This window comes from Comamonas sp. FG99 (genome assembly GCF_057808605.1).
Window position 1 is genome coordinate 43825 of the sequence record NZ_JBMDII010000012.1, and the last position, 25560, is coordinate 69384.

The 25560-nt window shown below is 69.6% G+C and carries 19 protein-coding genes; 15 read left to right on the forward strand and 4 right to left on the reverse strand.

Annotation, left to right across the window (positions count from 1 at the left end):
* The first annotated feature begins 156 nt into the window (after window positions 1-156).
* The 5 genes from ACODRX_RS10195 to ACODRX_RS10215 are packed head-to-tail and all read left to right on the forward strand — an operon-like array spanning window position 157 to window position 5428.
* Window positions 157-1101 carry a TauD/TfdA dioxygenase family protein gene (locus tag ACODRX_RS10195; RefSeq protein ID WP_488871374.1) on the forward strand — a complete coding sequence of 315 codons (945 nt, stop codon included), beginning with the start codon at window positions 157-159 and terminating at the stop codon, window positions 1099-1101.
* 41 nt (window positions 1102-1142) lie between these two features.
* Window positions 1143-2498 (forward strand): ABC transporter substrate-binding protein, encoded by a 1356-nt coding sequence (locus tag ACODRX_RS10200; RefSeq protein ID WP_488871375.1) that lies wholly within the window; start codon window positions 1143-1145, stop codon window positions 2496-2498.
* Between the two features lie 14 nt (window positions 2499-2512).
* Window positions 2513-3511, forward strand: a complete 999-nt coding sequence (locus ACODRX_RS10205) for a carbohydrate ABC transporter permease (protein ID WP_488871376.1) — start codon at window positions 2513-2515, stop codon at window positions 3509-3511.
* The gene (locus ACODRX_RS10210; RefSeq protein ID WP_488871377.1) at window positions 3501-4346 is read left to right on the forward strand and encodes a carbohydrate ABC transporter permease; all 846 of its coding nucleotides are present in this window, start codon (window positions 3501-3503) and stop codon (window positions 4344-4346) included. The genes ACODRX_RS10205 and ACODRX_RS10210 overlap by 11 nt, the downstream gene beginning before the upstream one ends.
* Before the next feature lie 5 nt (window positions 4347-4351).
* A complete protein-coding gene (locus tag ACODRX_RS10215) occupies window positions 4352-5428 on the forward strand; it encodes an ABC transporter ATP-binding protein (protein WP_488871378.1) in 1077 nt (358 codons plus the stop codon).
* Window positions 5429-5474: 46 nt separating this feature from the next.
* Here ACODRX_RS10215 and ACODRX_RS10220 read toward each other — a convergent pair whose 3' ends face one another.
* Window positions 5475-6464 (reverse strand): tripartite tricarboxylate transporter substrate binding protein, encoded by a 990-nt coding sequence (locus ACODRX_RS10220; RefSeq protein WP_488871379.1) that lies wholly within the window; start codon window positions 6462-6464, stop codon window positions 5475-5477.
* A 208-nt stretch (window positions 6465-6672) separates the two neighbouring features.
* On the opposite strand from ACODRX_RS10220, the gene ACODRX_RS10225 reads away from it, so the two are divergent.
* The 3 genes from ACODRX_RS10225 to ACODRX_RS10235 all read left to right on the forward strand — a co-directional run bounded on the left by ACODRX_RS10225 (window position 6673) and on the right by ACODRX_RS10235 (window position 12189).
* On the forward strand, window positions 6673-8823 hold the full coding sequence (locus tag ACODRX_RS10225) for a hydantoinase/oxoprolinase family protein (protein WP_488871380.1): 2151 nt from the start codon (window positions 6673-6675) through the stop codon (window positions 8821-8823).
* A complete protein-coding gene (locus ACODRX_RS10230; protein ID WP_488871381.1) occupies window positions 8820-10526 on the forward strand; it encodes a hydantoinase B/oxoprolinase family protein in 1707 nt (568 codons plus the stop codon). The genes ACODRX_RS10225 and ACODRX_RS10230 overlap by 4 nt, the downstream gene beginning before the upstream one ends.
* Window positions 10527-10608: 82 nt before the next feature.
* Window positions 10609-12189, forward strand: a complete 1581-nt coding sequence (locus ACODRX_RS10235) for an ABC transporter substrate-binding protein (RefSeq protein ID WP_488871382.1) — start codon at window positions 10609-10611, stop codon at window positions 12187-12189.
* Window positions 12190-12196: 7 nt separating this feature from the next.
* On the opposite strand, the gene ACODRX_RS10240 is transcribed toward ACODRX_RS10235, so the two are convergent.
* From ACODRX_RS10240 to ACODRX_RS10250, 3 genes are read right to left on the reverse strand one after another with little or no spacing between them, the layout of a single operon-like run.
* Window positions 12197-13906 (reverse strand): ABC transporter ATP-binding protein, encoded by a 1710-nt coding sequence (locus ACODRX_RS10240; RefSeq protein ID WP_488871383.1) that lies wholly within the window; start codon window positions 13904-13906, stop codon window positions 12197-12199.
* Between the two features lie 4 nt (window positions 13907-13910).
* Entirely contained in the window at window positions 13911-14807 is an 897-nt protein-coding gene (locus ACODRX_RS10245) for an ABC transporter permease (protein ID WP_488871384.1), read from the reverse strand.
* Window positions 14808-14824: 17 nt separating this feature from the next.
* On the reverse strand, window positions 14825-15805 hold the full coding sequence (locus ACODRX_RS10250; RefSeq protein WP_488871385.1) for an ABC transporter permease: 981 nt from the start codon (window positions 15803-15805) through the stop codon (window positions 14825-14827).
* A gap of 176 nt (window positions 15806-15981) precedes the next feature.
* On the opposite strand from ACODRX_RS10250, the gene ACODRX_RS10255 reads away from it, so the two are divergent.
* The 7 genes from ACODRX_RS10255 (at window position 15982) to ACODRX_RS10285 (ending at window position 25560) form a co-directional block, all read left to right on the forward strand.
* Complete coding sequence (locus tag ACODRX_RS10255; RefSeq protein ID WP_488871386.1) at window positions 15982-18183, forward strand: rhodanese-like domain-containing protein; 2202 nt, start codon at window positions 15982-15984, stop codon at window positions 18181-18183.
* A gap of 41 nt (window positions 18184-18224) precedes the next feature.
* Window positions 18225-19805 (forward strand): rhodanese-like domain-containing protein, encoded by a 1581-nt coding sequence (locus ACODRX_RS10260; RefSeq protein WP_488871387.1) that lies wholly within the window; start codon window positions 18225-18227, stop codon window positions 19803-19805.
* 83 nt (window positions 19806-19888) lie between these two features.
* Window positions 19889-20716 carry a transporter substrate-binding domain-containing protein gene (locus ACODRX_RS10265; protein WP_488871388.1) on the forward strand — a complete coding sequence of 276 codons (828 nt, stop codon included), beginning with the start codon at window positions 19889-19891 and terminating at the stop codon, window positions 20714-20716.
* 36 nt (window positions 20717-20752) lie between these two features.
* Window positions 20753-21652 carry a transporter substrate-binding domain-containing protein gene (locus tag ACODRX_RS10270; RefSeq protein ID WP_488871389.1) on the forward strand — a complete coding sequence of 300 codons (900 nt, stop codon included), beginning with the start codon at window positions 20753-20755 and terminating at the stop codon, window positions 21650-21652.
* 67 nt (window positions 21653-21719) lie between these two features.
* Window positions 21720-22865, forward strand: coding sequence for an Ldh family oxidoreductase (locus tag ACODRX_RS10275; RefSeq protein WP_488871390.1), 1146 nt, complete (start codon window positions 21720-21722; stop codon window positions 22863-22865).
* On the forward strand, window positions 22862-24292 hold the full coding sequence (locus ACODRX_RS10280; protein WP_488871391.1) for an FAD-binding oxidoreductase: 1431 nt from the start codon (window positions 22862-22864) through the stop codon (window positions 24290-24292). Before ACODRX_RS10275 ends, ACODRX_RS10280 begins: the two co-directional genes overlap by 4 nt.
* Window positions 24289-25560, forward strand: a complete 1272-nt coding sequence (locus ACODRX_RS10285; RefSeq protein ID WP_488871392.1) for an aminotransferase class I/II-fold pyridoxal phosphate-dependent enzyme — start codon at window positions 24289-24291, stop codon at window positions 25558-25560. Before ACODRX_RS10280 ends, ACODRX_RS10285 begins: the two co-directional genes overlap by 4 nt.

The window sequence follows — 25560 nt, forward strand, 5'->3', positions numbered from 1 at the left end:
TGTCTCCTGAAGTGCCGATGGTAGGCGCTTCCCACACCCGGCCCGCCGATACTTGCTTTCGGCATATCCAAACGCGAAAACCTTCGTTCTCCGACGCGGGTCGGCTGCCTAGCATGGCCTTCCCAGCTTGCAACCACGATCTTCGGAGAACAGCCCATGAATGCAGTCACCCATGCCCACCATCTGTCCACCCGTGCCGACGACGATGCCGCCCAGGCGCTGCGCATCACGCCGGTATCCGCCCGCATCGGCGCCGTGGTGCATGGTGTGCGGCTGTCGGGCGAGCTGCCGGCGGGGCAGTTCGCGGCCATCCGGGCCGCGCTGCTCAAGCACCGCGTGCTGTTCTTTCGCGACCAGCAGCATCTGACGGACGAGGGCCACCAGGCCTTCGGGCGGCTGTTCGGCGAGATCGAGTCCCATCCCACCGTGCCCGCGCCCGGCGGCACCGCCTTTCTCGAACTCGACTCGCAGCATGGCGGGCGGGCCGATTCCTGGCATACCGACGTGACCTTCCAGGCGGCCTTTCCCAAGGCCTGCGTGCTGCGCGCGGTGGCGCTGCCCGAGGTGGGCGGCGACACGGTATGGGCCAACACCGTGGCAGGCTACGAGCACCTGCCCGCGCCGCTGCAGCAGCTGGCCGAGCAGCTATGGGCGGTGCACGGCAATGACTACGACTATGCCGAGAACTTCCGCCACGGCAATGCCAGCGCCGACGAGCTCGCCGGCCGTGCCGCCTACCGCAAGACCTTCACGCGCCGCACCATCGAGGCCGAGCAGCCGCTGGTGCAGGTGCATCCCGAGACCGGCGAAAAGGCGCTGTTGCTGGGCCACTTCGCCAAGCGCATCAAGGGCCTGCGCAACAGCGAATCCAGCGCGCTGCTGCAGCTGTTTCACGAGCGCGTGACGCGGCTGGAGAACACCGTGCGCTGGCAATGGCGCGAGGGCGACGTGGCGCTGTGGGACAACCGCGCCACGCAGCACTATGCGGTCAACGACTACGGCGATGTCCGCCGCGTGGTGCGCCGCGTGACCGTGAGCGGCGACCGCGCCACCGCGGTGGATGGCCGCCGCAGCGTGGACCTGAGCCAGGCTGCCGCCTGAGCCGCTCCATCCACCTTGTTCCCCACTACCGCCTTTCCTCCATGACCCGTACCACCTACCATCTCGAAGGCGGCGTGCTGGTGCCGCGCCGCAGGCTGCTGGCCTCGGCCCTGGCCGCCGGTGCCAGCCTGGGCTTTCCCGCGCTGGCCTTCAGCAAGCCGCTCAAGGGCGTGACGCTCAACACCTCGCTGTACAGCTCGCCGTACTCCAAGCTGATCCGCCCCTGGATTGGCGAGTTCGAGGAGGCCACCGGCGCCAAGGTCAATTTCGACACGCCGGGCTTTCCGGTCTACAACCAGCGCGCGGACCTGGAGCTGTCCACCAAGGGCGCGGCCTTCGACGCGGTGAACCTGACCTTCATCTACTCCAGCCGCTGGATCAACTCGGGCTGGCTCACCCCCCTGGACGATTTTCTTGCCGACCCCAACAAGACGCCCGCGGGCTTCGACGTGAAGGACTTCCTCGAAGGCGCGCTGGCGCCCGAGCGCGGCAGCGACGGCAGGCTCTATGGCATTCCCTGGCAGGCCGAGGTGACGATTGCCGCCGCCTCGCGCTTCGACCTGCTGCGCCAGGCCGGCCTGTCCTTCCCCGATACCACGCAGGATCTGCTGGCCGCCGCCAAGGCGCTGAACCGCAAGGAGCGCGCCGCGGGCTTTGTCACCGACAACCACTACGGCTGGACCTTCATCCCCTTCCTGCAGGCCTTCGGCGGCGATGTGTTCCGCAAGGCGCCGAACGACCTGTTCCCCACGCTCGACAGCCCCGAGGCGATTGCCGCCGCCGACTACTTCTCGCGCCTGCTGCGCGAATACGGGCCGGACGGCGTGGTCTCGTATACCTCGGACCAGGCGGTGCAGTCGCTCAAGGCCGGGCGCAGCCACCTGAGCGTGCAAGGCCAGATCAACCTGTCGCAGCTGGCCGACAAGGCCAGCAGCAAGGTCGCGGCATCGGCCGCCTGGGGCCAAGTGCCCAAGGGGCCGGCAGGGCGCTTTCCGGGCACGGCCATCCATGGCTGGGCGATTCCCGTGGGCAGCAGGAACAAGGATGCGGCCTGGCAGTTCATCACCTGGGCCACTTCCAAGGCCATCCTGCAGCGCGCGATTGCGGCGGGCTATGGCTCGCCCACGCGGCGCTCGGACATCGACTCGCCCGCCTACCGCGAGCGCCAGCGCGCCAACGGCTTCGACATCGCCTCGCTGGTCACGCAATCCATCGAGCTGTCGGGCCGCCAGGGCCACATGAAGTACCGCACGGTCGCGGCCTATCCGCAGGTGGACCAGCAGATCAACAAGGCCATCGAGCTGATCGTGACCGGCCAGCGCACGCCCGAGCAGGCGATGAAGCAGGCCCAAGCCGCCTCGATTGCCGAGCTGCGCCGCGCCGGCGTGGCGATCTGAGAGGGGGATTGCCGATGCCGCCCACCGCCTCCCTGCCCGCCGCGGGCGCTCAGCCCGGCAGCGCCCAGGCGCCCATCGCCCGGCCCCGCAAGGCGGCGCCGGCAACCCCGCTGCGGCAGCCACGGCAATGGCGGCGCGAATCGGCGCGCGCCTATGGCCTGGGCCTGGCACCCGCGCTGGTGGTGCTGGGCGGCATCACGCTGGCGCCGCTGCTCACGCTGCTGGCCGTGAGCCTCACGCCGCTGAGCCTGACCGATCCGGCCGCCAGCTTCCGCTTCGATGCGCCGCTGGGCAACTACGCGCAGCTGCTGCACGACGAGCGCTTTGTGCATTCGCTGTGGGTGCAGGCCAGGCTGTCGGTGGCGGGCGTGCTGCTGCAACTGCTGGTGGGCCTGGGCCTGGCCCTGCTGCTGAACACCCCGGGCCGGGTGGCCTCGGGGGTGCGCACGCTGTTCCTGATTCCCATGGTGCTGCCGCCCATCGTGGTGGCGCTGATCTGGAAGATCATCTACACGCCCGACATCAGCCCGGCCCATGCGCTGCTGGAGCAGTGGGGTTGGCCCGTGCGCTCGCTGATCGCCAACCCGGACACGGCGCTGTGGGCCATCGTGGCAGCCGATGTCTGGCAGTGGTTTCCCTTCACCATGCTCATGGTGCTGGCCCAGCTGCAGATGGTGCCGCGCGACCCCATCGATGCCGCGCGCATCGACGGCGCCAGCCGCTGGCAGGTCTTTCGCTACGTGGTGCTGCCCTATCTGCAGCGCATCCTGGTGGTCTGCGCGCTGTTCCGCCTGATCGACAGCTTCAAGGCCTTCCCGCTGCTGTATGTGCTGACCAACGGCGGCCCGGGCACGGTGACCGAGGTGACCAATTTCTACGGCTTCATCCAGGCCTTCAACTTCTCGTACTGGGGCTATGGCAGCGCCATCGCGGTGGTGATGCTGGCCATCATCTTCGTGCTCAGCGCCCTGGTCAGCCGGCTGGGCCGGGCAGGAGGCAGCGATGGCCGTTGAAGCCCTGGCGCGGCGGCCACCCTTGAGCCGCCTTGCACGGCGCCATGCCCGCAGCACGGCATCGGTGGCGCTGCTCATCGCGGTGCTGCTGCCCTTCGCCTGGATGGTGCAGATGGCGTTTCGCCCGGCCGCCGACGCGCTGGAGCTGAGCCTGGCCTTCAGCCCCACGCTGGAGGCCTTCGCCGGGCTGTGGCAGGACAGCTTTGCGCGCTCCTTCGGCAACAGCCTGCTGGCGAGCACGCTGTCCACCGGCCTGTCGCTGCTGCTGGGCGTGCCGGCGGCCTATGCGCTGTCGCGCTGGCGCTTTCGCCACCGGCGCCATGTGGCGCTGTGGATACTGTGCACGCGCATGGCGCCGCCCATCGCCTTCACCATTCCCTTCTTTCTGGCCTTTCGCTGGCTGGGGCTGCTGGACACCGTCTGGGGCCTGGTGCTGGTCTACCTGACCTTCAACCTGGCCATCGTGATCTGGATGATGCAGGGCTTTTTCGACGCCATTCCCGCCGCGCTGGAAGAGGCCGCCTGGCTCGACGGCTGCGGCATCTGGAGCGCCTTCTGGCATGTGACCCTGCCGCTGACCCGGCCCGGCCTGGTGGCCACGGCCGTGCTGTGCTTCATCTTCTCGTGGAGCGACTTCTTCTTCGCGCTCATCCTCACGCGCACCCAGGCGGTCACGGCACCCGTGGCCATCGTCAACTTCCTGCAGTACGACGGCTGGGAGTGGAGCAAGATCGCCGCGGCCGGCACGCTGGTCATGCTTCCCGTGCTGCTGTTCACCGTGCTGGTGCGCAAATACCTGGTCCACGGCCTCACGGCCGGGGGCGTCAAGGACTGACAACCATGGCTTCCATCACATTGAGCGAGGTGCGCAAGCACTTCAACGGGCACGAAGTGCTCAAGGGCATCTCGCTGGACATCGCCGACGGCGAATTCGTCGCCCTGGTCGGTCCCTCGGGCTGCGGCAAGTCCACCCTGCTGCGCATGCTGGCGGGGCTGGAGGAGGCCAGCGGCGGCGAGCTGCGCCTGGGCGAACGCCTGCTCAACGACGTGCCGCCGCGCGAGCGCAATATCGCGATGGTGTTCCAGAACTACGCGCTCTATCCGCACATGACGGTGGCCGACAACCTGGGCTTTGCGCTCAGGCTGCAGCGCCAGGATGCCGCCGCCATACGGCGGCGCGTGCAGCAGGTGGCCGAGGTGCTGGGGCTGCAGGCGCTGCTGCAGCGCCTGCCCGCCCAGCTGTCGGGCGGACAGCGCCAGCGCGTGGCCATGGGCCGGGCCATCATCCGCGAGCCGCAGGCCTTTTTGTTTGACGAACCCCTGTCCAATCTCGACGCCAAGCTGCGCGTGCAGATGCGCACCGAGATCAAGGCGCTGCACCAGCGCCTGCGCACCACCACCGTCTATGTCACCCACGACCAGATCGAGGCCATGACCATGGCCGACCGCATCGTGGTCATGCGCGAAGGCGTGATCGAGCAGGTGGGCACACCGCTGCAGCTCTACGACCAGCCGCGCAATGCCTTCGTGGCGCAGTTCATCGGCTCGCCGTCGATGAACCTGGTTGCGGCGCGCACCCGGGTCGCCGATGGCCAGCTGCAATTGGTGACAGACGATGGCCTGGTCTTGCCGACGGCGCCGGGCGCCGACCTGCCGCACGAGCGCGAGATCTGGCTGGGCGTGCGGCCCGAGCACGTAGCGATCGCCGACGCTGCCGACCAGGCCTGGCCCGCGATGCTCGAAGTGGTGGAGCCCACGGGCGCGGAAACGCTCGTGGTCTCGCGCCTGGGCTCGCAGCAGATCACCGCCACAGTCAAGGAGCGGCTGCAGCTCACGCCCGGACAGCGCCTGCACCTGCGGCCGGATGCCAGCCGCTGGCACGTATTCGATCGAGCCAGCGGGGCACGCATTCGATAGCCCATGGGGGGCGGAGCCCGCCGCCCCCCGGGGCGTTTGCCTGGGATCAGCGCAGAGAAATCCCGGCCGACTGGATGGCCTGCGCATACAGCGGGCGCTCGGCCCGCAGGCTGCGCGCCAGATCGCCGGGCGTGCTGCCCGCGATCTTGAAGCCGATGTGCTCCAGCTGCGCGCGCACGTCTGGCGCCTGCAGCACGGTCTGGATGTCGCGGTTGATCTTCTGCACGATGGCCGCCGGCGTTCCCTCGGGCGCGAAGTAGCCCTGCCAGCTTTCCACCGCAAAGCCAGGCACGCCCGCCTCGGCCATGGTCGGCACCTGGGGTAGCGCATCGGAGCGGTATGGCGTGGTCACCGCCAGTGCGCGCAGCTTGCCGGTGCGCACATGCTCGGTCACGGCGGCCAGGGTGATCAAGGTGGCATCGGCATGGCCGCCCAGCACATCCAGCGTGGCCGGGCCGCCACCGGAGTAGGGAATGTAGTTCACCTTGGCGCCGGTCTGCTGCGAGAGAATTTCATGCGCCACGTGCGCGATGCCGCCATTGCCCGGCAACGCCAGGTTGATGCTGCCGGGCCGGGCCTTGGCGCGCGCGATGTAGTCGTGCAGCGTGTTCAGGCCGGTGGCCGGGTTGACCACCAGCACCTGCGGGTTGACCACGGCCTTGATGATGGGCGAGAAGCCTTTTTGCGGATCGTAGGGCAGGTGCGGGAACAGCAGGCTGTTGAGCGTCAGCCCCTCGCCCTGCTGCAGCAGCGTGTAGCCGTCGGGTGCCGCCTTGGCCACGCGGGCCGCGCCAATGGTGCCGCTGGCACCGGGCACGTTCTCCACCACCACGGTCTGGCCCCACAGCGCGCCCAACTTGTCGGCCAGCGTGCGGGTGAGCTTGTCGGCGCTGCCGCCCGCCGCCACGGGCACGACGATGCGCACGGGCTTGCTGGGCCAGGGCGCATCCGCCCAGGCAGGCGGTGCGGCCAGGGAGGAGGCGGTCAATGAAAGCGCAAATGCGCGCAGCAGGGTTCTTCGCGGTATCCGGGACATGGCTGGCAATCAAGAAAATGAGATGCCCGCCAATCTAGAAAAACAGGGCTGCCAAGGGAACGAAGCTTTCCGCATATCGATGCACGCTTTTTGCGGCGCGGCACAGCGATTTTTCGCATATGCACATGCGCAAAGCGTTGTTCACGGAACGGCCGCCGCTCCGTAATCTGGCGCGCTGCATTGTTTTCACCGCTTCTGCCACTACCGCATGACATCCCTTCAGCCCTCCAGCCCCGATCCACGCACCCGACTGGCCGTCGACGTGGGCGGCACCTTCACCGACATCGTGCTGCTGCGCGGCGCCAACAAATACACCGCCAAGGTCCTGACCACGCCCGGCGCCCCCGAGCAGGCCGTGCTCGCCGGCATCGACGACATCCTGCGCCAGGCCGCGCTGGGCTGGAGCCAGGTCGACCTGGTGATCCTGGGCACCACCTTGGCCACCAATGCGCTGATCGAGCGCAAGGGCGCGCGCACCGCGCTGATCACTACCGAGGGCTTCCGGGATCTGGTCGAGATCGGCCTGGAAGACCGATTCGCGCAATACGACGTGTTCCTGGACAAGCCGGCGCCGCTGGTGCCGCGCCACTGGCGCCATGGCCTGCCGGAGCGCGTGGATGCCGCCGGTCAGGTGCTCGCGCCGCTGGATGAGGGGCAAGTGGCCGGGCTGGCGCGCCGGCTGGTGGCAGACGGCATCGAGAGCGTGGCCGTCTGCTTTTTGCATGGTTACGCCAATCCGGTGCACGAGCGCCGCGTGCGCGAGCTGCTGCGCGAGCATGCGCCGGGCCTGTGGGTATCGCTGGCCTCGGACGTATGCCCTGAAATCCGCGAATACGAACGCCTGTCGACCATCTGCGCCAACGCCTATGTGCAGCCGCAGGTGGCAGGCTATCTGGAGCGGCTGCAGGCTGGCGTGCAGGCGCGCGGCCTGCGCGCCGAGCTGTTCCTGATGACTTCGGGCGGCGCCATCACCACGCTGCAGACCGGCATCGCCGAGCCGGTGCGCCTGGTCGAATCGGGCCCGGCGGGCGGTGCGGTGCTGGCGCGCCAGGTGGCCGAGCAGATCGGCGCGGCGCGCGCGCTGTCGTTCGACATGGGCGGCACCACCGCCAAGATCTGCTTCATCGACGACTACCAGCCGCAGATCAGCCGCAGCTTCGAGTTCGGCCGCGTGCACCGGCACCTCAAGGGCTCGGGCCTGCCCATCCGCATTCCGGTGATCGAGATGGTGGAAATCGGCGCGGGCGGGGGTTCGATCGCCCGCGTCAACCACCTGGGCGTGGTGCAGGTGGGGCCGGACAGCGCCGGCTCCGCGCCCGGCCCCGCCGCCTATGGCCTGGGCGGCACGCAGCCCACCGTGACCGATGCCCATGCCGCGCTGGGCACGGTAGACCCGGGGCGCTTTGCCGTGGGCAAGGTACGGCTCGATCCAGCGCTTGCCCGCACCGCGCTGCAGCAGGCGCTGGCCGGCGAGACCGGGCTGGAGGTGGAAGCCGCCGCGCAGGCCGTGGTCGAGATCGTGACCGAGAACATGGCCAACGCCGCGCGCGTGCATGCCAGCGAGCTGGGCAAAGCTGCCGACGAAAGCACGCTGATCGCCTTCGGTGGCGCGGCTCCACTGCATGCCGCACTGTTGGCGCGAAAGCTGGGAATCGCCCGGCTGGTGATTCCCAACTCTGCAGGCGTGGGCTCGGCGCTGGGCTTTCTGTGGGCACCGGTCGCGTACCAGACGGTGCGCAGCCTGCACCAGCGTATCGGCCATGCCGACCATGCGGCCGTGCAGGCGCTGCTCGACGAGTTGAGCGCGCACGCCGACGACGTGGTGCGGCCCCCCCCACCCGGAGCGCCGCTGCTGCGCCAGCGCGTCGTGTACATGCGCTATGCGGGCCAGGGCCACGAGATCCCGGTCGAACTGCCCGACGGGCCCTTCGATGCCGCCGCCGCGCGGATACTGCATGCCCGCTTCGAGCAACGCTATGCGCAGCTCTATGGCCGCAGCCTGCCGCATATCGCGGCCGAGGCGGTGAGCTGGTCGGTGGCGGTCGAGGCCCAGGGCCGCGCCGCGCCCGAGCCCGACGAGATACCCGCCGACACCGGCAGGGCCGCACCCACGGGCAGCCGCCGCAGCTACGACGCCGAAGCTGCCACATGGCGCGAAGTTCCCGTCTATGAACGCGCCAGCCTGCAGCCGGGCCAGTGGCTGGCCGGACCGGCGCTGGTGGTCGAAGATGAAACCACGACCCAGGTGATCGCCGGCTTTGAGCTGCGCACCAGCCGCCTGGGCGCGCTGGTGCTGACCGACACCACCCTCGCCGCACCGCAGGCCGCGGCACAGCAAGAAAACGAGGTAGCCGCATGAACGCGCCCACGCATTCCAAGCTCCAGGCCCCGCGCCAAGCAACACGCCACGCCATTCGCCAGCAACTGGTATGGAACCGCCTGCTGGCTGTGGTCGAGGAACAGGCGCAGGCGCTGATCCGCACTGCCTTCGGCACCCCCACGCGCGAGGCGGGCGATCTCTCGGCCGGTGTGTTCCTGCCCGACGGGCGCATGGTGGCGCAGGCGGTCACCGGCACACCGGGCCATGTGAACTCGATGGCCGATTCGGTGCTGCATTTCCTGCGCGCCTATCCGGCGCAGACCATGCAGGATGGCGACGTCTTCATCACCAACGATCCCTGGAAGGGCACAGGCCACCTGTACGACGTGGTCATGGTCACGCCGGTGTTCCATGGCGGCAGGATCGTGGCACTGTTCGCCTCCACCGTGCATGTGGTGGACATCGGCGGTCTGGGCGCGGGGCCCGACGCGCTGGAGATCTACCACGAGGGACTGTTCCTGCCGCTGCTGCGCTTCGCCCGGCGCGGAGTGATCGACGAATCCATCCTCGCCATCGTGCGCGCCAATGTGCGCGAGCCGGCGCAGGTGGAAGGCGACCTGCATGCGCTGGTGGCCTGCAACGCGGTGGGCGCGCGCCGCCTGCAGCAGCTGCTGCGCGAGTTCGGCCTGCCCGACCTGGAGGCCGCGGGCGACTACATCATCGAGCGCAGCGCGCAGGCCATGCGCGAGGCGCTGCGCGACTGGCCCAAGGGTACCTGGCACAACCAGATGACGGTGGACGGCTACGACCAGCCAGTACGGCTGCAGGCCGCGGTGACCATCACCGACGAGCAGATCCTGGTGGACTTCGGCGGCACCTCGGGCACGGTGGCGCGCGGCATCAACGTGCCCAAGGCCTATACCGACGCCTACACCTCCTTCGGCATCCGCTGCCTCGTGGGGGCCGATGTACCCAACAACACCGGCTCGCTCGCGCCGATCCGGGTGACGGCGCCCGAGGGCAGCATCGTCAACGCATTGCCGCCGGCGGCGGTCGCGGCGCGCGCCGCCATCGGCCAGATGCTGCCCGACCTGGTGTTCGGCGCGCTGCGCCAGGCACGGCCCGACCGTGTACCGGCCGAAGGGGCCTCATCGCTGTGGAACATCCGCCTGACCGGCGGCCAGCCCATCGAGGGCGGCCCCAACGAGGTGATCGCGCGCTCGCCGCGCTTCGGCATCACCAGCTTCACTACCGGCGGCACCGGCGCACGCCCCGGCAAGGATGGCCTCTCGGCCACGGCCTACCCCAGCGGCGTGCGCAATGTATCGCTGGAAATCCTGGAAACGCAGGCGCCGGTCCTGTTCCGCCGCAAGGAGTACCGCGCCGACTCGGGCGGCGCGGGTGCCGCGCGCGGCGGCCTGGGCCAGACCATTGCCATCGAGCACGCACAGGGTGCGCCGATGGTGCTGGAAGCCACCTGGGACCGCGTGCACTATCCGCCGCGCGGCGCCCTGGGCGGGCGCGACGGCGCGGCCGGCTCCGCGCACCTGGCGCACAGCGGCACGGTGCTGCGCGGCAAGGGCCGCCAGCTCGTGCCCGCGGGCGAGGTGCTGGTGGTGCAGACGCCCGGCGGTGCCGGCCTGGGCGAGCCCGGGCAGCGCAGCGCCGCGCTGGTGCAGCGCGACCTGCAGGCCGGCTTCATCACCCCCGAGGCCGCGCAGCGCTTCTATTTTGAGAGCTGACAGCGCCTTCGCACCAATAAATCCAGTATAGAACCCGTCTGAAATCACGGGACAGCAATCGCTCCAAGCTATCTTTTTTGATATGAAACTCCACTCTCGCATTCTTCCCGCCGCGGCCCTGGCGGCCGCCGGCATCGGCCACGCCGCACCGCCCCAGCACGCAGGCACGCTGACGCTGCTGCTGCCATCCGAGCCCACGGCGCTGGTCACTATCGGCAACGTCGCCACATCCATCCTGAGCGTCAGCGCCAAGGTCACCGAAGGCCTGCTCAAGTACGACTACGACGTCAATCCGCAGCCGCAGCTTGCCACCAAGTGGAGCATCAGCCCCGATGGCCTGACCTACACCTTCACGCTGCGCCAGGGCGTCAAGTGGCACGACGGCAAGGACTTCAGCTCGGCCGACGTCGCCTACTCGATCAACCTGCTCAAGCAGATCCACCCGCGCGGGCGCAACACCTTCGCCAACGTCACCGCCGTGGACACACCGGACAAATACACCGCCGTGCTGCGCCTGTCCAAGCCCGCGCCCTACCTGATCCGCGCGCTGGCGGCGACCGAGACGCCCATCGTGCCAAAGCACATCTACGACGGCACCGACGCCCGCGCCAACCCCAACAACAACGCGCCGATTGGCACCGGGCCATTCCGCTTCAAGGAATGGGTGCGCGGCAGCTACATCGCCTACGAACGCAACCCCGACTACTGGGACAAACCCAAGCCCTACATCGACCAGCTGATCGTGCGCCCCATCGCCGACGCCGCCGCGGCCGCCGTGGCCTTCGAGACCGGCACGGTCGACCTGGGCTACCGCACGCCCGTGCCGCTGGCCGACCTGGAGCGGCTCAAGAAGCTGCCGTCGCTGCGCTTCAGCACCCTGGGCAACAGCTACTCGCACAACGTGACGCGGCTGGAATTCAACCTGGACAATGAGTACTTCAGGAACGACAAGGTGCGCCAGGCGGTGGCGCATGCCATCGACCGCAATGTCATCGTCAAGGTGGTGCACTACGGCTATGGCAAGATCAGCTATTCGCCCATCGCCCCGGGCCTCAAGGCCTTCCACGATCCGGCGCCCTCGCCCTACGCCTTCGATGTGAAGCAGGCCAACGCGCTGCTCGACGAAGCCGGCTATCCGCGCAAGGGCAGCGCGCGCTTTTCGGTGCCGCTGGACGTAAACCCCATCGGCGGCCCGGATGGACAACGCCTGGCCGACTACATCCGCACCGCGCTGGCGCGCGTGGGCATCGCCGTCACCGTGCGCTCGCAGGACGCCAGCGCCTTCATCAAACGCATCTACACCGACCGCGACTTCGCCTTCACCACCAACGGCGCCAGCAACCTGTTCGACCCCACCGTGGGCGTGCAGCGCCTCTACTGGTCCAAGAACTACATCAAGGGCGTGCCTTTCTCCAACGGCACGCACTATCACAACCCGGTGGTGGACAAGCTGCTGGAAGACGCCGCCGTCGAGAACGATCCGGCTCGCCGCAAGCAGCTGTTCAAGGACTTTCAGGACACCGTGGCGCGCGACGTGCCCGACCTGAACCTATACCAGCCCGAATACATCACCATCGCCAACCAGCGCGTGCACGACCATTCGCTGACGGCCGACGGCGTGGAGTCGAACCTGGCAGACGTGTGGGTGGATCCGAAGAAATAGGACGGAATCAGGCCGCCAGCCGCTGGTGCCCGCCCGGCACCGCTTCCAGCAGCCGGCGCGTGTACGGGTGCCGCGGCTGGCTCCACACCGCCGCGGTGTCGCCGCTCTCGACGATGCGGCCCTGGTGCATGACCAATACGCGATCGGCGATGTAGCGCACCACGGCCAGGTCGTGCGAGATGAACAGATAGGACAGGCCGAACTCCTGCTTCAGATCGACCAGCAGATTCAGGATCTGCGCCTGCACCGACACGTCCAGCGCCGACACCGGCTCATCCAGCACCAGCAGCGACGGCCGCACCACCAGCGCCCGCGCAATGCCGATGCGCTGGCGCTGGCCGCCGGAAAACGCATTCGGGTAACGGCTCGCGGCATCGGCCGGCAGGCCCACCCGCTCCAGAATGGCGGCGATGCGCGCGCGGCGCGCGGCACCTTCGGCCACGCCATGCACACGCAGCACGCTGTCCAGAATGTCGAAGACCGTGCGGCGCGGGTTCAGCGATGCATACGGGTCCTGGAACACCATCTGCAGCTTGCGCCGCCACGGGCGCAGCGCAGACTCGCGCAGCAGTGCAATGTCCTCGCCTTCGAACACGATGCGTCCGGCCGCAGGCTGCATCAGCCGCAGCAGCGTGCGCGACAGCGTGGATTTGCCGCAGCCCGACTCGCCCACCAGGCCCACGGTCTCGCCGGCCTGGATCGTGAAGCTCACCCCGTCGACGGCCCGTACCGGGCCGGCGCGGCCCGCGTATTCACTGCGCAGCTCCAGCACCGACAACAGCGCCTCGCCCGGGCGCCGGGGCAGCCGCAGCGCGGCGGACAGCGGCGGCTCACGCAGCTCGAAGCGGCGCTCGCCGCTGGCGGCATCGACGCTGTGGCGGATCTCGGGCAGGCGCCGCTCGCGGTAGCTCAAGCCTCCACCCGTGTGCAGCGATGCGCCGAGCAGGCCTCGGGTATAGGCATGGGCCGGCGCAGCAAACAGCTGTGGCGTGGCGGCCTCCTCGACCTTTTCCCCGCCATGCATCACCGCCACGCGATCAGCCCATTGCGCAACCAGCCCCAGATCGTGGGTGATTAGCAGCAGGCCCATGTCCAGCTCGCGGCGCAAGCCATCGAGCAGCTCCAGGATCTGCGCCTGGATGGTCACGTCCAGCGCGGTGGTCGGCTCGTCGGCCACCAGCAGGCGCGGGCGGCAGGCAACCGCCATCGCGATCATCACGCGCTGGCGCTGCCCGCCCGAGAGCTGGTGCGGATAGTCATGCACGCGGCGCTGCGGCTCGGGGATGCGCACCAGCTCGAGCAGCTCGATGGCGCGCGTGTGCGCCGCCGCGGCGGACAGTCCTTCGTGCAGGCGCAGGGTCTCCGCCAGCTGCGCGCCGATGGTGTGCACCGGGTTCAACGAGGTCATCGGCTCCTGGAAGATCATCGCCACGTCGCGCCCGCGCAGGGCGCGCAAGGCAGGCGCCGGCAGCTGCAGGATGTCCTGCCCCTCGAACAGGATCCGGCCCTGGATGCGCGCCTCGGGCGGCAGCAGGCGCAGCAGCGACAGCGCGGTCGTCGACTTGCCGCAACCCGACTCGCCGACCAGTGCCAGCGTCTCGCCGCGCTGCAGCTGCAGATCCAGGCCGCGCACGGCGGCTATGCCCCCGGGAAATCCGATGTGCAGGCCGCGGATGTCGAGCAGCGGCGCGCGGGCAGAAGATGCTTCGGTCGTCATGGTGTCAGCGGGCGCGCAGGCGCGGGTTGAGTGCATCGTTCAGGCCATCGCCCAGCAGGTTGAGCGCCAGCACCGCCAGCACGATGGCCGCGCCCGGCAGGGCTGTGAGATACCAGGCGGAGCGCAGCAGCTCGCGCCCTTCGCCGATCATGCTGCCCCAAGAGACGACGTTGGGATCGCCCAACCCCAGGAACGACAGCGCGGACTCGATCAGGATGGCGCTGGCCACCAGCACCGATGTGGTGACGATCACCGGCGGCAGCGCGTTGGGCAGCATCTCCTGCGCGATGATGCGCAGGTGCCCGAACCCCTGGCTACGCGCAGCGAGCACGAACTCGGCCTCGCGCAGGCTGCGGAACTCTGCCCGCACCAGCCGCGCGATCACCGGCCACGATGCCAGGCCTATCGCCAGCACGATCACCGGCAGCGAAGGCTGGCCGATGGCCACGATCACCACCACCAGCAAGAAGGACGGCACGGTCTGGAACAGCACCGTCAGGCGCATCAGCGCGCCGTCGATCCAGCCGCCGAAATACCCGGCCGCCGCGCCGACGACGGTGCCGATGCACAGGCTGACCGCGGCGGCCACCACCCCCACCAGCAGCGACACCCGCGCGCCATGCGCGAGCCCCGCCGCCACATCGCGGCCCATCGAATCGCTGCCCAGCGGGAACGCCGCGCCCTGCCCCGGCCACAGCAGCGGCGGCGCAACCATGTCCAGCGGATCGCCCGGGTAGAGCCATGGCGCCAGCAGCGCGAGCACGGCCATTGCAAGCAGCAGCGCCATGCCCGCCAGGGCCGAAGGGTTGCGCACCAGCGCCCGCCAGGCGGCGCGGCGCGCGGACAAAGGGGCCGCGGCACGGGCCGCGACAGCAGGATCAAGAGGTAGGGAAAGCGACATGGAAACCCATCGGAGAATCAGTGGCTGCGGATGCGGGGATCAAACCATGCATGCAGCAGATCGACCAGCAGATTCGCTGCGATCACCAGCAGCGACGACAGCAGCAAAATGCCCAGCAGCACCTGGTAGTCGCGCGCCATCACTGCCTCGAACGCCAATCGTCCCAGGCCCGGCCAGTTGAACACGGTCTCGACCACCAGCGCGCCGCCCAGCAGTGCGCCCAGATGCATGCCCGCGACGGTGCTCACCGGGATCAGCGCATTGCGCAGCACGTGGCGCAGCGTCACCGCCGCCGGCGCCAGCCCCTTGGCAACCGCGGTGCGCACGAAATCCTGGCGGCTGACCTCCAGCATCGCGGCGCGCGTCAGCCGCGCGAAGATGGCGATATAAAAGCCCGACAGCGCCACGGCCGGCAGCACCAGGTGGCGGGCGGCGTCGGCCCAGGCAGCCATGCCGCCGGCCGTATCGCCAATCGTGCCGCCACCGCCCGGCGGCAGCCAGCCCAGGTGCACCGAGAACAGCACAATGGCCATCAGCCCCAGCCAGAAGCTCGGCGTGGAGTACAGCAACAGGGCCAGCACCGACAGCAGGCGATCAGGCCAGCGCCCGGCCCAGCTGGCCATCGCGATCCCCAGCGCAATGCCGAGGGCCAGCGCCACGCCCAGCGACGAAAACATCAGCAGCACCGTGTGCCCCAGGCGCTCGCCGATCAGCGTGGCCACCGGCAGGTTGTAGCGCGGCGACTGGCCCAGGCTGAAATGCGCGAGCTGCCCCAGGTAGTTCGCCAGCTGCTGCAGCACCGGCACGTCCAGCCCGAAATGGCTGCGCAGCTGCGCCATGCTCTCGGCCGTCGCCGAGCCGGATTCGGCCGCGATCACATCCGCCGCATCGCCCGGCACCAGCTGCAGCAGCAGGAAATTGAGGATCACCACGCCCAGCACGGTGGGCAGGGCTTGCAGCACGGCGCGGGCCACGGTGCGCAGCGTTCGATTCGACATGGGGCAAAGCGGAAGCCAGGCATCCGCCACAACAAACAAGCCGCCGACTGTAGGCAGCCGCCCGGCGGCCGCCAACGACGCTTTACGCATATCGATGCGCGGATTTCTTCCTTGGCTACATGCGCCGCCGCGCCTACCGTGGCGCACTCCCTGTCCAAGAATCCCGCAACACAGCCATGACCCAGACCCACCTCTCCATCGACTTCAGCGGCAGCGACACCGCCAGCCGCCGCGCCGCCGCCGTGGCGCGCTTCATCGCCACCGCGCAGCGGCTGCTTCCCGATCCCGGGCACGCTGCGCCCGAGCAGCTGCAGGCCGTGGCGCAGGAGCTGCGGACGCTGGGGCTGCAGCATGAGCTTTTCGCTGCCGAGCACTTCCCGGTCAGCGCCGCCGACCCGGCCCGGGTCTATCGACTCTACGAGAACGCGGACGGGCGCTATGCGCTCTACGTTTCGGCAGGACTGCCTGGCAAAGCGGTGCTGCCGCACGACCATACGACCTGGGCCATCATCGCCGGCGTGCAAGGCGTGGAGCGCAACGTGTTCTATCGCCGCGACAAGACCGCCGACCCGGCCCGTGACGCACTCACGCCCACGGGCACCGTGGACGTGGCGGCCGGCAGCTCGGTGGTGCTGAGCCCGGAGCAGGTCCACACCATCGAGCTGGTGGGCGAGCAGCCCGGCCTGCACCTGCACTTCTACGGCCTCGGCCTGGACCGCCTGTCCGGCCGTGTCGTATTCGAGAGCCGCGACGGCGGCAGCTTCCGTACCTTTGCCCCCCCGGCAGGCATTCGCCATGCGCGCATCACGCCGCTGGCATTGAAGGCCGCGCTAGCGGACGGCGAGGAAATCGCGGTCCTTGACGTGCGCGAGGCCGGCGTGTTCGCGCGCCGCCACATCCTCTTTGCCGCATCGGCGCCGCTGTGGCGGCTGGAGCTGCTGATCGACCGGCTGGTGCCGCGCCGCAACACCCGCATCGTGCTCACCGATGGCGACGAGACGCTGGCCCACGCCGCCGCGCACAAGCTGGTGCGGCTGGGCTGGAGCAACGTCTCGGTGCTGGCTGGCGGCACCGAGGGCTGGGCCGCCGCAGGCCTGGAGGTCTTCAGCGGCACGAACGTTCCCAGCAAGGCATTCGGCGAGGTGATCGAGCATGGCAAGCACACGCCCTGGATCAGCTCGGATGATCTGGAGGCGCGCATCGCGCGTGGCGAAAACATCGTCGTCGTGGACAGCCGCACGCCCGAGGAATTCGCCGCCTTCAGCCTGCCATTCGCGCACAGCGTGCCGGGCGCGGAGCTGGTGTACCGCATCGGCGAGCTCGCGCCCGATCCCGAGACCTTCGTCGTTGTCAACTGCGCCGGGCGCACACGCAGCATCGTTGGCGCGCAAACCCTGATCGACGCCGGTATTCCCAACCCCGTGGCCTCGCTGCGCAACGGCACCATGGACTGGCTGCTGACCGGCCGCGAGCTGGCCCACGGCCGCCACACACCGCTGCCGGAGCCCGGGCCCGCCACGCTGGCCGCCGCGCGCGAACGCGCCGAACATGTGGCCCGGCGCGCGGGCGTGCAGCGCATCGACGGCGCCACGCTTGCCCGCTGGCAGGGCGAGGCCGCCGAGCGCACGCTGTACCTGTTCGACGTGCGCACGCGCGCGGAATACGAAGCCGGACACCTCGAAGGCTGGCGCTGGGCGCCGGGCGGCCAGCTGGTACAGGCCACCGACGAGTATGCCGCCACGCGCGGCGCCCGCATCGTGCTGGCCGACTGGGACGGCGTGCGCGCGCTGACCACCGCGGCCTGGCTGGCCCAGCTCGGCTGGGAGGCAGCCGTCCACGCTCCGCCGCCACGCGCCACGCGGGTGACCGGCCCCGAGCCGGTGCGCGTGCAGGCTTTGCACGCGCCCGCTGCACAGCTCGCGGCCCCGCAAGCCGCCACGCTGCTCGGCGCCGGGCAGGCAGCGGTGTTCGACGTGGACAGCCGCGCCGCCTATGAGCGGCGCCACATCGCTGGCGCCCGCTTCGCCACACCCGAGCGGCTGGCTGAATTCGTCGCCGACCTGCCCTCCGGGCAGGCGGTGCTGCTCACCTCGCCCGACGGCGTGCTCGCACAGCTCGTGGCCTCGGCCCTGGTCGGCACGGGCCGCGAGGTGCGCGCCATCGCTGGCGGCACCCAGGCCTGGGCGAATGCAGGCCTGCCGCTGGCGCAAGGCAGCGACGGCGTGCTCACCGGCGACGACGACCAGAGCTACAGCCCCTACCTGCATGCCGACCACAAGCTGCGCGACGCGGGCTTCGTCGAATACCTGGACTGGGAACTGGGCCTGGTGGCACAGCTGGAGCGCGAAGGACACACTGGCATTCAGCTGCTGGACTGACCCACCCCCGAGCGAGCAGCCAGGGATTGACTTCAAATACCATGCCCACCACCATTTCCGCCGCCACTGCCCGCCACTGGCTCAACGATGCCGATGAGATCGCGCTGATCGACGTGCGCGAGGCCGGCCAGTTTGGCGAAGGCCATCCATTCTTCGCCGTCAATCTGCCCTACAGCCAGCTGGAGTCCCAGGTCCTGCAGCTCGTGCCGCGCCGCGGCACGCGCATCGTGCTGCTCGACGCCAGCGACGGCGTGGCCCTGCGCGCCGCGCGGCGGCTGCAGGCGCTGGGCTATGGCGCCGTGCACATCCTGGAAGACGGAGCGCCGGGCTGGGCCGCCGCAGGCTATACCCTGTTCCAGGGCGTGAACCTGCCCTCGAAGACCTTCGGCGAGCTGGCCGAGCATGCGCTGGGCACGCCGCACATCAGCGCCGGCGAACTGGCCGACTGGCAGCGGCGCGGCAAGCACTTCGTACTGCTCGATGGCCGCACGCCGGCCGAGCATCGCAAAATGAGCATCCCCGGCGCGCTATCGGCGCCCAATGGCGAGCTGCCGCGCCACCTGTACACGCTGGCGCAGCAGCCGCTCACGCCAGTCGTGATCCACTGCGCGGGCCGTACGCGCAGCATCATCGGCGCGGAAATCCTGCGCGGCCTGGGCCTGTCCAACCCCGTGTTCGCACTGGAAAACGGCACCCAGGGCTGGGCGCTCGCCGGACTGGCGCTGGCCCATGGCGACAGCCGCGAGCGGGCGCGCCCCGCACAGCCGCACGAAAGCGAACGCGCCGCCGCCACGCGCCTCGCGCAAGGCGCGGGCGTGCCGCAGCTGCGGCACGCACAGGCGCAGCAATGGATTGACGATGCCACACGCACCACCTATGTGCTGGATGTGCGCAGCGCCGAGGAATTTGCCGCCCGCACGCTGCCCGGCGCCCGGCATGCGCCGGGCGGCCAGCTGCTGCAGGCCACCGACCAGACACTGGGAACACGCAAGGCCCGCGTGCTCCTGCTCGACGACGACGGGGTGCGCGCACCCGTGATCGCCGCATGGCTGGCACGGCTGGGCTGGCAGGCGGCAACGGTGGCCGACGGCATCGACGCACCGCTGCGCCTGGCCGCCGCATCTGCCGCCAAGGCCGCCGCGCCCGGGCTGGCGCGCATCGGCGCGCCCGCGCTGGCCGGCTGGCTCCGGTGCCATGCCCCCCAGCTGCTGGATCTGCGTTCATCGGCGCAGTACCGCCAGCAGCATGCGGCGGGCGCCGCCTGGGGTATCCGCCCGCGCCTGCACCGGCTGGAGCTGGCCGCCGATCGCCCCGTGCTGCTGCTGGCGCCAGACGCGAGCACGGCCCAGCTCGCCGCCGTCGACCTTGCCGAGGCCGGGCACCAGCACATCGCCTGGGCGCTGGCGCAAGACTGGCACGATGCCGGCCTGCCGCTGCAAAGCGGCGATGCGCGCCCCGCCGATGCCGAGCGCATCGACTACCTTTTCTTCGTGCACGACCGCCACGACGGCAACCTGGACGCCGCCCGCAGCTATCTGGCTTGGGAGACCGGCCTGCTGGCCCAGTGCGCACCCGATGAGTTGGCGGTGTTCCGCCTGCCGCATGCGGCACAAACCGCATAAGCAAGCGCGAAAAGCTTCGTTGCCGCGGCGCCGGCGCCCTTGCAAGATCGGTGCTTGTTCCTGCATTTCGACAAACCACGACCATGCGTTTTCCGCTCTCCCGCTCCGCTTCCTGGTGCACCGCTCTCATTTCCGCGCTGGCCTGCCATGCCGCCCAGGCCGATGCCACGCTCGACAAGATCAGGCAGCGCGGCAAGGTCGTCATCGGCGTGGCGGTCAGCGGCAGCCAGTTCGGCTCCATCGACCCCGCCACCCAGCAGTTCGTAGGCTGGAACCCCGAACTGGCGCGCGCGCTGGCCAAGGGCCTGGGCGTGGAGGCCGAGCTGGTGCAGGTACAGACGGCCACGCGGATGCAATTCCTGCAGGCGGGCAAGGTCGATCTGCTGATCGCCTCGATGGAACTCAACCCCGAGCGTGCCGAGAGCCTGGGCTATGCGCCGACGCCGTTCTACCGCGTGGGCGGCGCCGCGGCAGTGCGCAAGGACAGCGGCCTGAACACCTGGGAAGACCTGCGCGGCAAGCCCGTGTGCGTATCGCAAGGCAGCAGTTTCGCCAAACCGCTGGCCGGCGAGTACGGCGCGCAGGTGCGTGGCTACAAGGGCCCGTCCGAGTCGCTGCTCGCCCTCAAGGGCGGCAACTGCGTGGCCTCGGTTCACGACAGCACGCTGATCCACCCGCTGGTCAACACCAACCCCGAATGGCGCGACTATGCCGCGCCGTTCAAGACCGACCTCCTGCCCGCGCTCTCCGTCGTCTGGACGCGCAAGGGCGAGACCGACACCATCGCTGCCGTGGACAAGGTGGTACAGGACTGGCACCGCAGCGGCTGGCTGATCGCCACCGAAAGGCGCCTGGGCATCACGCCGCCCAATCCGCTGCTGCCCGAGCTGCAAGCCAAGTTCAAGAACTGACCACCGCCTACCGTCCACGGCACGCGGCCCCGCACCATGAAACACCTTCTCGCTCTTGTCGCCATCCCTGCGAGCGCCATCGCCTTCACCACGCCGGCCCACGCCGACGCCACGCTCGACAAGATCAAGCAGCGCGGCAAGCTGGCCGTCGGCATCGACGGAACCAGTCCGCCTTTCGGCACCCACGACCCGGCCACCGGCAAGACCGGCGGCTACCAGACCGAACTGGCATCCGACCTGGCCCGCCGCCTCGGCGTGGAGCTACAGACGGTGCCTGTCACCGCCTCGACGCGCGTGCAGTTCCTGCAGAGCGGCAAGGTCGATCTGCTGGTGGCCAACATCCAGTGGACGCAAGAGCGCAGCGAGGTGCTCTCGTTCGCGCCCACGCCGTACGACCTGATCGGCGGCGGCGCGCTGGTGGCCAAGGCCAGCGGCATCAAGAGCTGGGAAGACCTGCGCGGCAAGGTGGCCTGCGTCTCGCAGGGCAGCAACTACGCCAAGCCGCTGGCCGAAACCTATGGCGCGGTCGTCAAGGGGCTGCGCGGCATCGCGGAATCACTGCTGGCGCTCAAGGGCGGCACCTGCGCCGCATCGGTGCATGTCTACCCCGCCATGTACACCACCTTGCACGGAGCCAGCGGCAGCCAGTGGCAGGACTTCACGCTCGCCACCCAAGAGCAGCTGATTCCCTCGCCGACCGTGGTGTGGACACGCAAGGGCGAGGCCGACACGCAGGCTTTCGTGGACAAGGCGATCCAGGATTGGCACCGCTCCGGCTTCCTGCTCAAGCAGGCCCGCCAATGGGGCGTGCCGGATACCTGGATAGCCAGCCGCCATGAGCGCGCGCTCAAGGGCCAGTTCGACCGTGCGCCTTTCGATTTCGAGATCTACAAGCATGCACTGGCGGCCACTGCCGGCAAGGAAGCCAGGCAATGAATGCGATGAGCCCGCAGCGCGCGCCAGCCAGCGCCGCAGTGCTTTCCGAGTTCAAGAAGAACGGTTGATGAGTACTCCCGCCGAGCACAGCGAACAGCGCTTCGCAGCCAACAGCCTGCGGGCGCAGGCCACGGCCATACTGCGGGCATGGGGCATGCCGGCCGAGGCTGCCGCCGCCACGGCGCAGCTGATGGTGGAAACCGACCTGCTGGGCGTGGAGTCGCACGGCATATCGATGCTGCCGCACTACGAAACCATGCGTGCCAGCGGTCGCCTGAACCTGTCCGCCGCACCACGTGTGCTGCGCGACACGCCGGCGACCGCCGTGCTCGACGGCGACGCCGGACTGGGCCACGCGGTATCCGCGCGGGCCATGCAGCTGGCGGTGGACAAGGCCCGGGCCAGCGGCATCGCCCTGGTGGCGGTGCGCAATTCGCACCATTTCGGCGCGGCGGGCGTGTATGCCCGCATTGCCCAAGGCCAGGGCTTGATCGGCCTGGTGACCAGCTCGGCCAGCGGCATACTGCTAGTACCCGCCCGGGCCGCCGAGCCGGTGCTGGGCACCAACCCGATCGCCTTTGCGGCACCGGTGCCCGAAGGCTCGCGCAACAACGCCTTTGTGCTGGACATGGCCACCACTACGGCCGCCGCCAATCGCGTCAAGGTGAAAGCGCTGCGCGCCCAGCCTGTGCCCGCCGGCTGGGTCGTGGATGCGCAGGGGCAGCCCGTCACCGCCCCCGAGGCGGCGCGGGCGCAGGTGTTCGATGCACCGGACGGCGGGCTGACCCCGCTGGGCGGCAGCAGCGACGGCGGCAGCCACAAGGGCTACGGGCTGGCGTTGCTGGCCCAGGTGCTAGGCGCAACGCTGGCCGGCGGGGCGTTCGCGCCGCTGCACAACCAGCGCCACGGCGCGGATGAGCCGGCCAACGTAGGCCACAGCTTCATCGCCATCGACCCGGCATTCTTCGGCGCACCGGGTGCGTTCGCTCGCGACCTGGACGCGATCATCGATGTGCTGCATGCTGCACGCCCCTGCGACCCGGCCCTGCCCGTGCTGGTGCCCGGCGACCCGGAAGCCGCGCAGCGGGCCGAGCGCGAACAGCGGGGCATTCCGCTGCCCGATGCGCTGCTGCGCCAGATCCGCGCCATTGCGGCCCGCGCCGGCGTGGCCGATCTGCTGCATGCCGCCGCCGCTGAAGGAGCACGCGCATGAGCGATCTGCTGAATGGGCTGCGCACCGCACTCGGCCCCCACCATGTGCTGACCGGCGCCGACGCTCAGGGCTACCTCACCGACCAGCATGGCCGCATCACCGGTAGAGCACTGGCCGTGGCCCGCCCGGCCAGCACGCAAGAGGTGGCCCAGATCGTGCGCCTGTGCCGGCGGTACCGCGCGCCCATCGTGCCGCAAGGCGGCAACACCGGCTTGATGGGCGCGGCAACACCCGACGGCAGCGGCCATGCCGTGCTGCTGTCGCTTGGCCGGCTCAACCGTGTACGCAGCGTTGACACCGATAACGACACGCTGACCGTGGAGGCCGGCGCCGTACTGGCCAGCGTACAGCAGGCCGCGCATGAGGCAGGCCGGCTGTTCCCGCTGAGCCTGGGCTCGGAAGGCAGTTGCACGATCGGCGGCAACCTCTCGACCAACGCGGGCGGAACGCAGGTGCTGCGCTACGGCAATGCGCGCGATCTGGTGCTCGGGCTGGAAGTGGTCACGGCCGAAGGCGATATCTGGGACGGCTTGCGCGGGCTGCGCAAGGACAATACCGGCTATGCGCTGCGCGAGCTGTATGTGGGCAGCGAGGGCACGCTGGGCATCATCACCGCGGCTACGCTCAAGCTCTACCCACTGCCCGCCGCGCGCCACACGGTCTTGCTGGCCTTTGGCTGCATCCACGACGCACTGGCCTTCCTGAATGCAGCGCGCACCGGCTTCGGCGCGGGACTGACGGCGTTCGAGTTGATGTCGGAGTCCGTGCTCGGCCTGGTGGCACAGCATGTGCCCGAGCAGCCGATTCCGCTGCCGCTGGAACATGCCTGGTACGCACTGGTCGAGCTGTCGGACAGCGAGGGCGAGGCCCATGCCCGCGCGCGCTTCGAGGCCGTGGTCGGCCAAGCGTACGAAGACGGCATCGTGGCCGATGCGGCGATTGCCGAAAGCGGCCAGCAAAGCCTGCAGCTCTGGCGCCTGCGCGACGAGTCGCTGGGCCGGGCCCAAAAGCTCGACGGCGGCAACGTCAAGCACGACATCGCGCTGCCGATCTCGCATATTCCCGCTTTCCTGTCGGCCACCGCCGCGGCGCTGCAAGCACGCTTTCCCGGCGTGCGGCCCATGCCTTTCGGGCACCTGGGCGACGGCAACCTGCACTACAACGTGTCGCACGCCGCAGGTGGCACGGCAGCCGACATCTTTGCCGTGGAAGACGAGATCCATGCCGTCGTGCACGACAGCGTGCATGCCCACCACGGCTCCATCAGCGCCGAGCACGGCATCGGCCAGACCAAGCGCGAACTGCTCCCGCGCTACAAGAGCCAGGTCGAGTTGGCTCTGATGCACAGGCTCAAGGCGGCGTTCGATCCGCTGGGGCTGCTCAACCCCGGCAAGGTGCTCATATCCGAAGAAAGCCCTCATCCATGACCACGGCAGCCTTTCCCCTGTTCTCCGCCTCGCGGCTTTCCCAGCGCGTGCAGCGCGCCAGGCTCTCACCCAATGCCGCCGCCAGCGCCCGCGCCGCCGCACTGGCATCGCAGGGCCGCGACGTGATCGCGCTGACCACCGGCGAACCCGATTTCGACACGCCGGACTTCATCAAGCAGGCCGCCATCGCCGCGCTTGCGCGAGGCGAGACCAGGTACACCGCCACGCCCGGCACCTTGGCGCTGCGGCTCGCGATCCAGGCCAAGTACCGCAGGGAGAATGCACTGGACTACGGCCTCGGCGACATCATTGTCAGCAATGGCGGCAAGCAGGTGATCTACAACGCCTTTGCCGCGACGCTGAACGCAGGCGACGAAGTGATCATCCCGACGCCCTACTGGCCGTCCTTCCCGGACATGGTGCTCGTCAACGACGGCGTGCCGGTATGCGTTCCCTGCGGCATCGGCACGGGCCACAAGCTCACGCCGGCGGCGCTGGAGGCGGCCATCACGCCGCGCACGCGCTGGCTGGTGCTGAACACGCCGGGCAACCCATCGGGCGCGGTGTATGGCAGCGGCGAACTCGCCGCACTGGCGCAGGTGCTGCGCAGGCACCCGCAAGTGCAAGTGCTGCTCGATGAACTGTACGAACACATCTGGTTCACCCCCGAGGCGCCCGTGCACTGGCTGCATGTGGCACCCGATCTGCGCGAACGCACGCTGCTGGTGGGCGGCGTCTCCAAGACCTATGCCATGACCGGCTGGCGCATTGGCTGGGGAGCGGGCCCCGCCGCCCTGGTGCAAGCCATGGTGGTGATCCAGTCACAGGTGTCGTCTGCGCCGAACGCGATCGCGCAGGCCGCCGCGCAGGCAGCGCTGGAATCAGCCGACCAGAGCTTCGCCGCCGCCGGGCGCGCCGCCTATGCGCGCCGCGCCCGGCTGGTGGAGCAGGCCATCGCGGACATTCCGGGTCTGGCGCTGCGCCGCATCGAGGGTGCGTTCTTCGCCTTCGTGCACTGCGGCGGCCTCATCGGCCAACTGCGGCCCGACGGCCGCGCGATCACGACCGACACGGACGCTGCCGAATGGCTGCTGGAGTCCGAAGGGCTGGCCGTGGTCGATGGCGCGTCGTTCGGCCTGTCGCCCTACCTGCGCCTGTCCACCGCCGCCAGCGATGCCGTGCTGCGAGATGCGGTGGAGCGCATCGCCCGCGCGGTGCGTGCGCTGCGCCAACCCGCAGCCGAGCCTGCCCAGGAGCTACCCGCATGA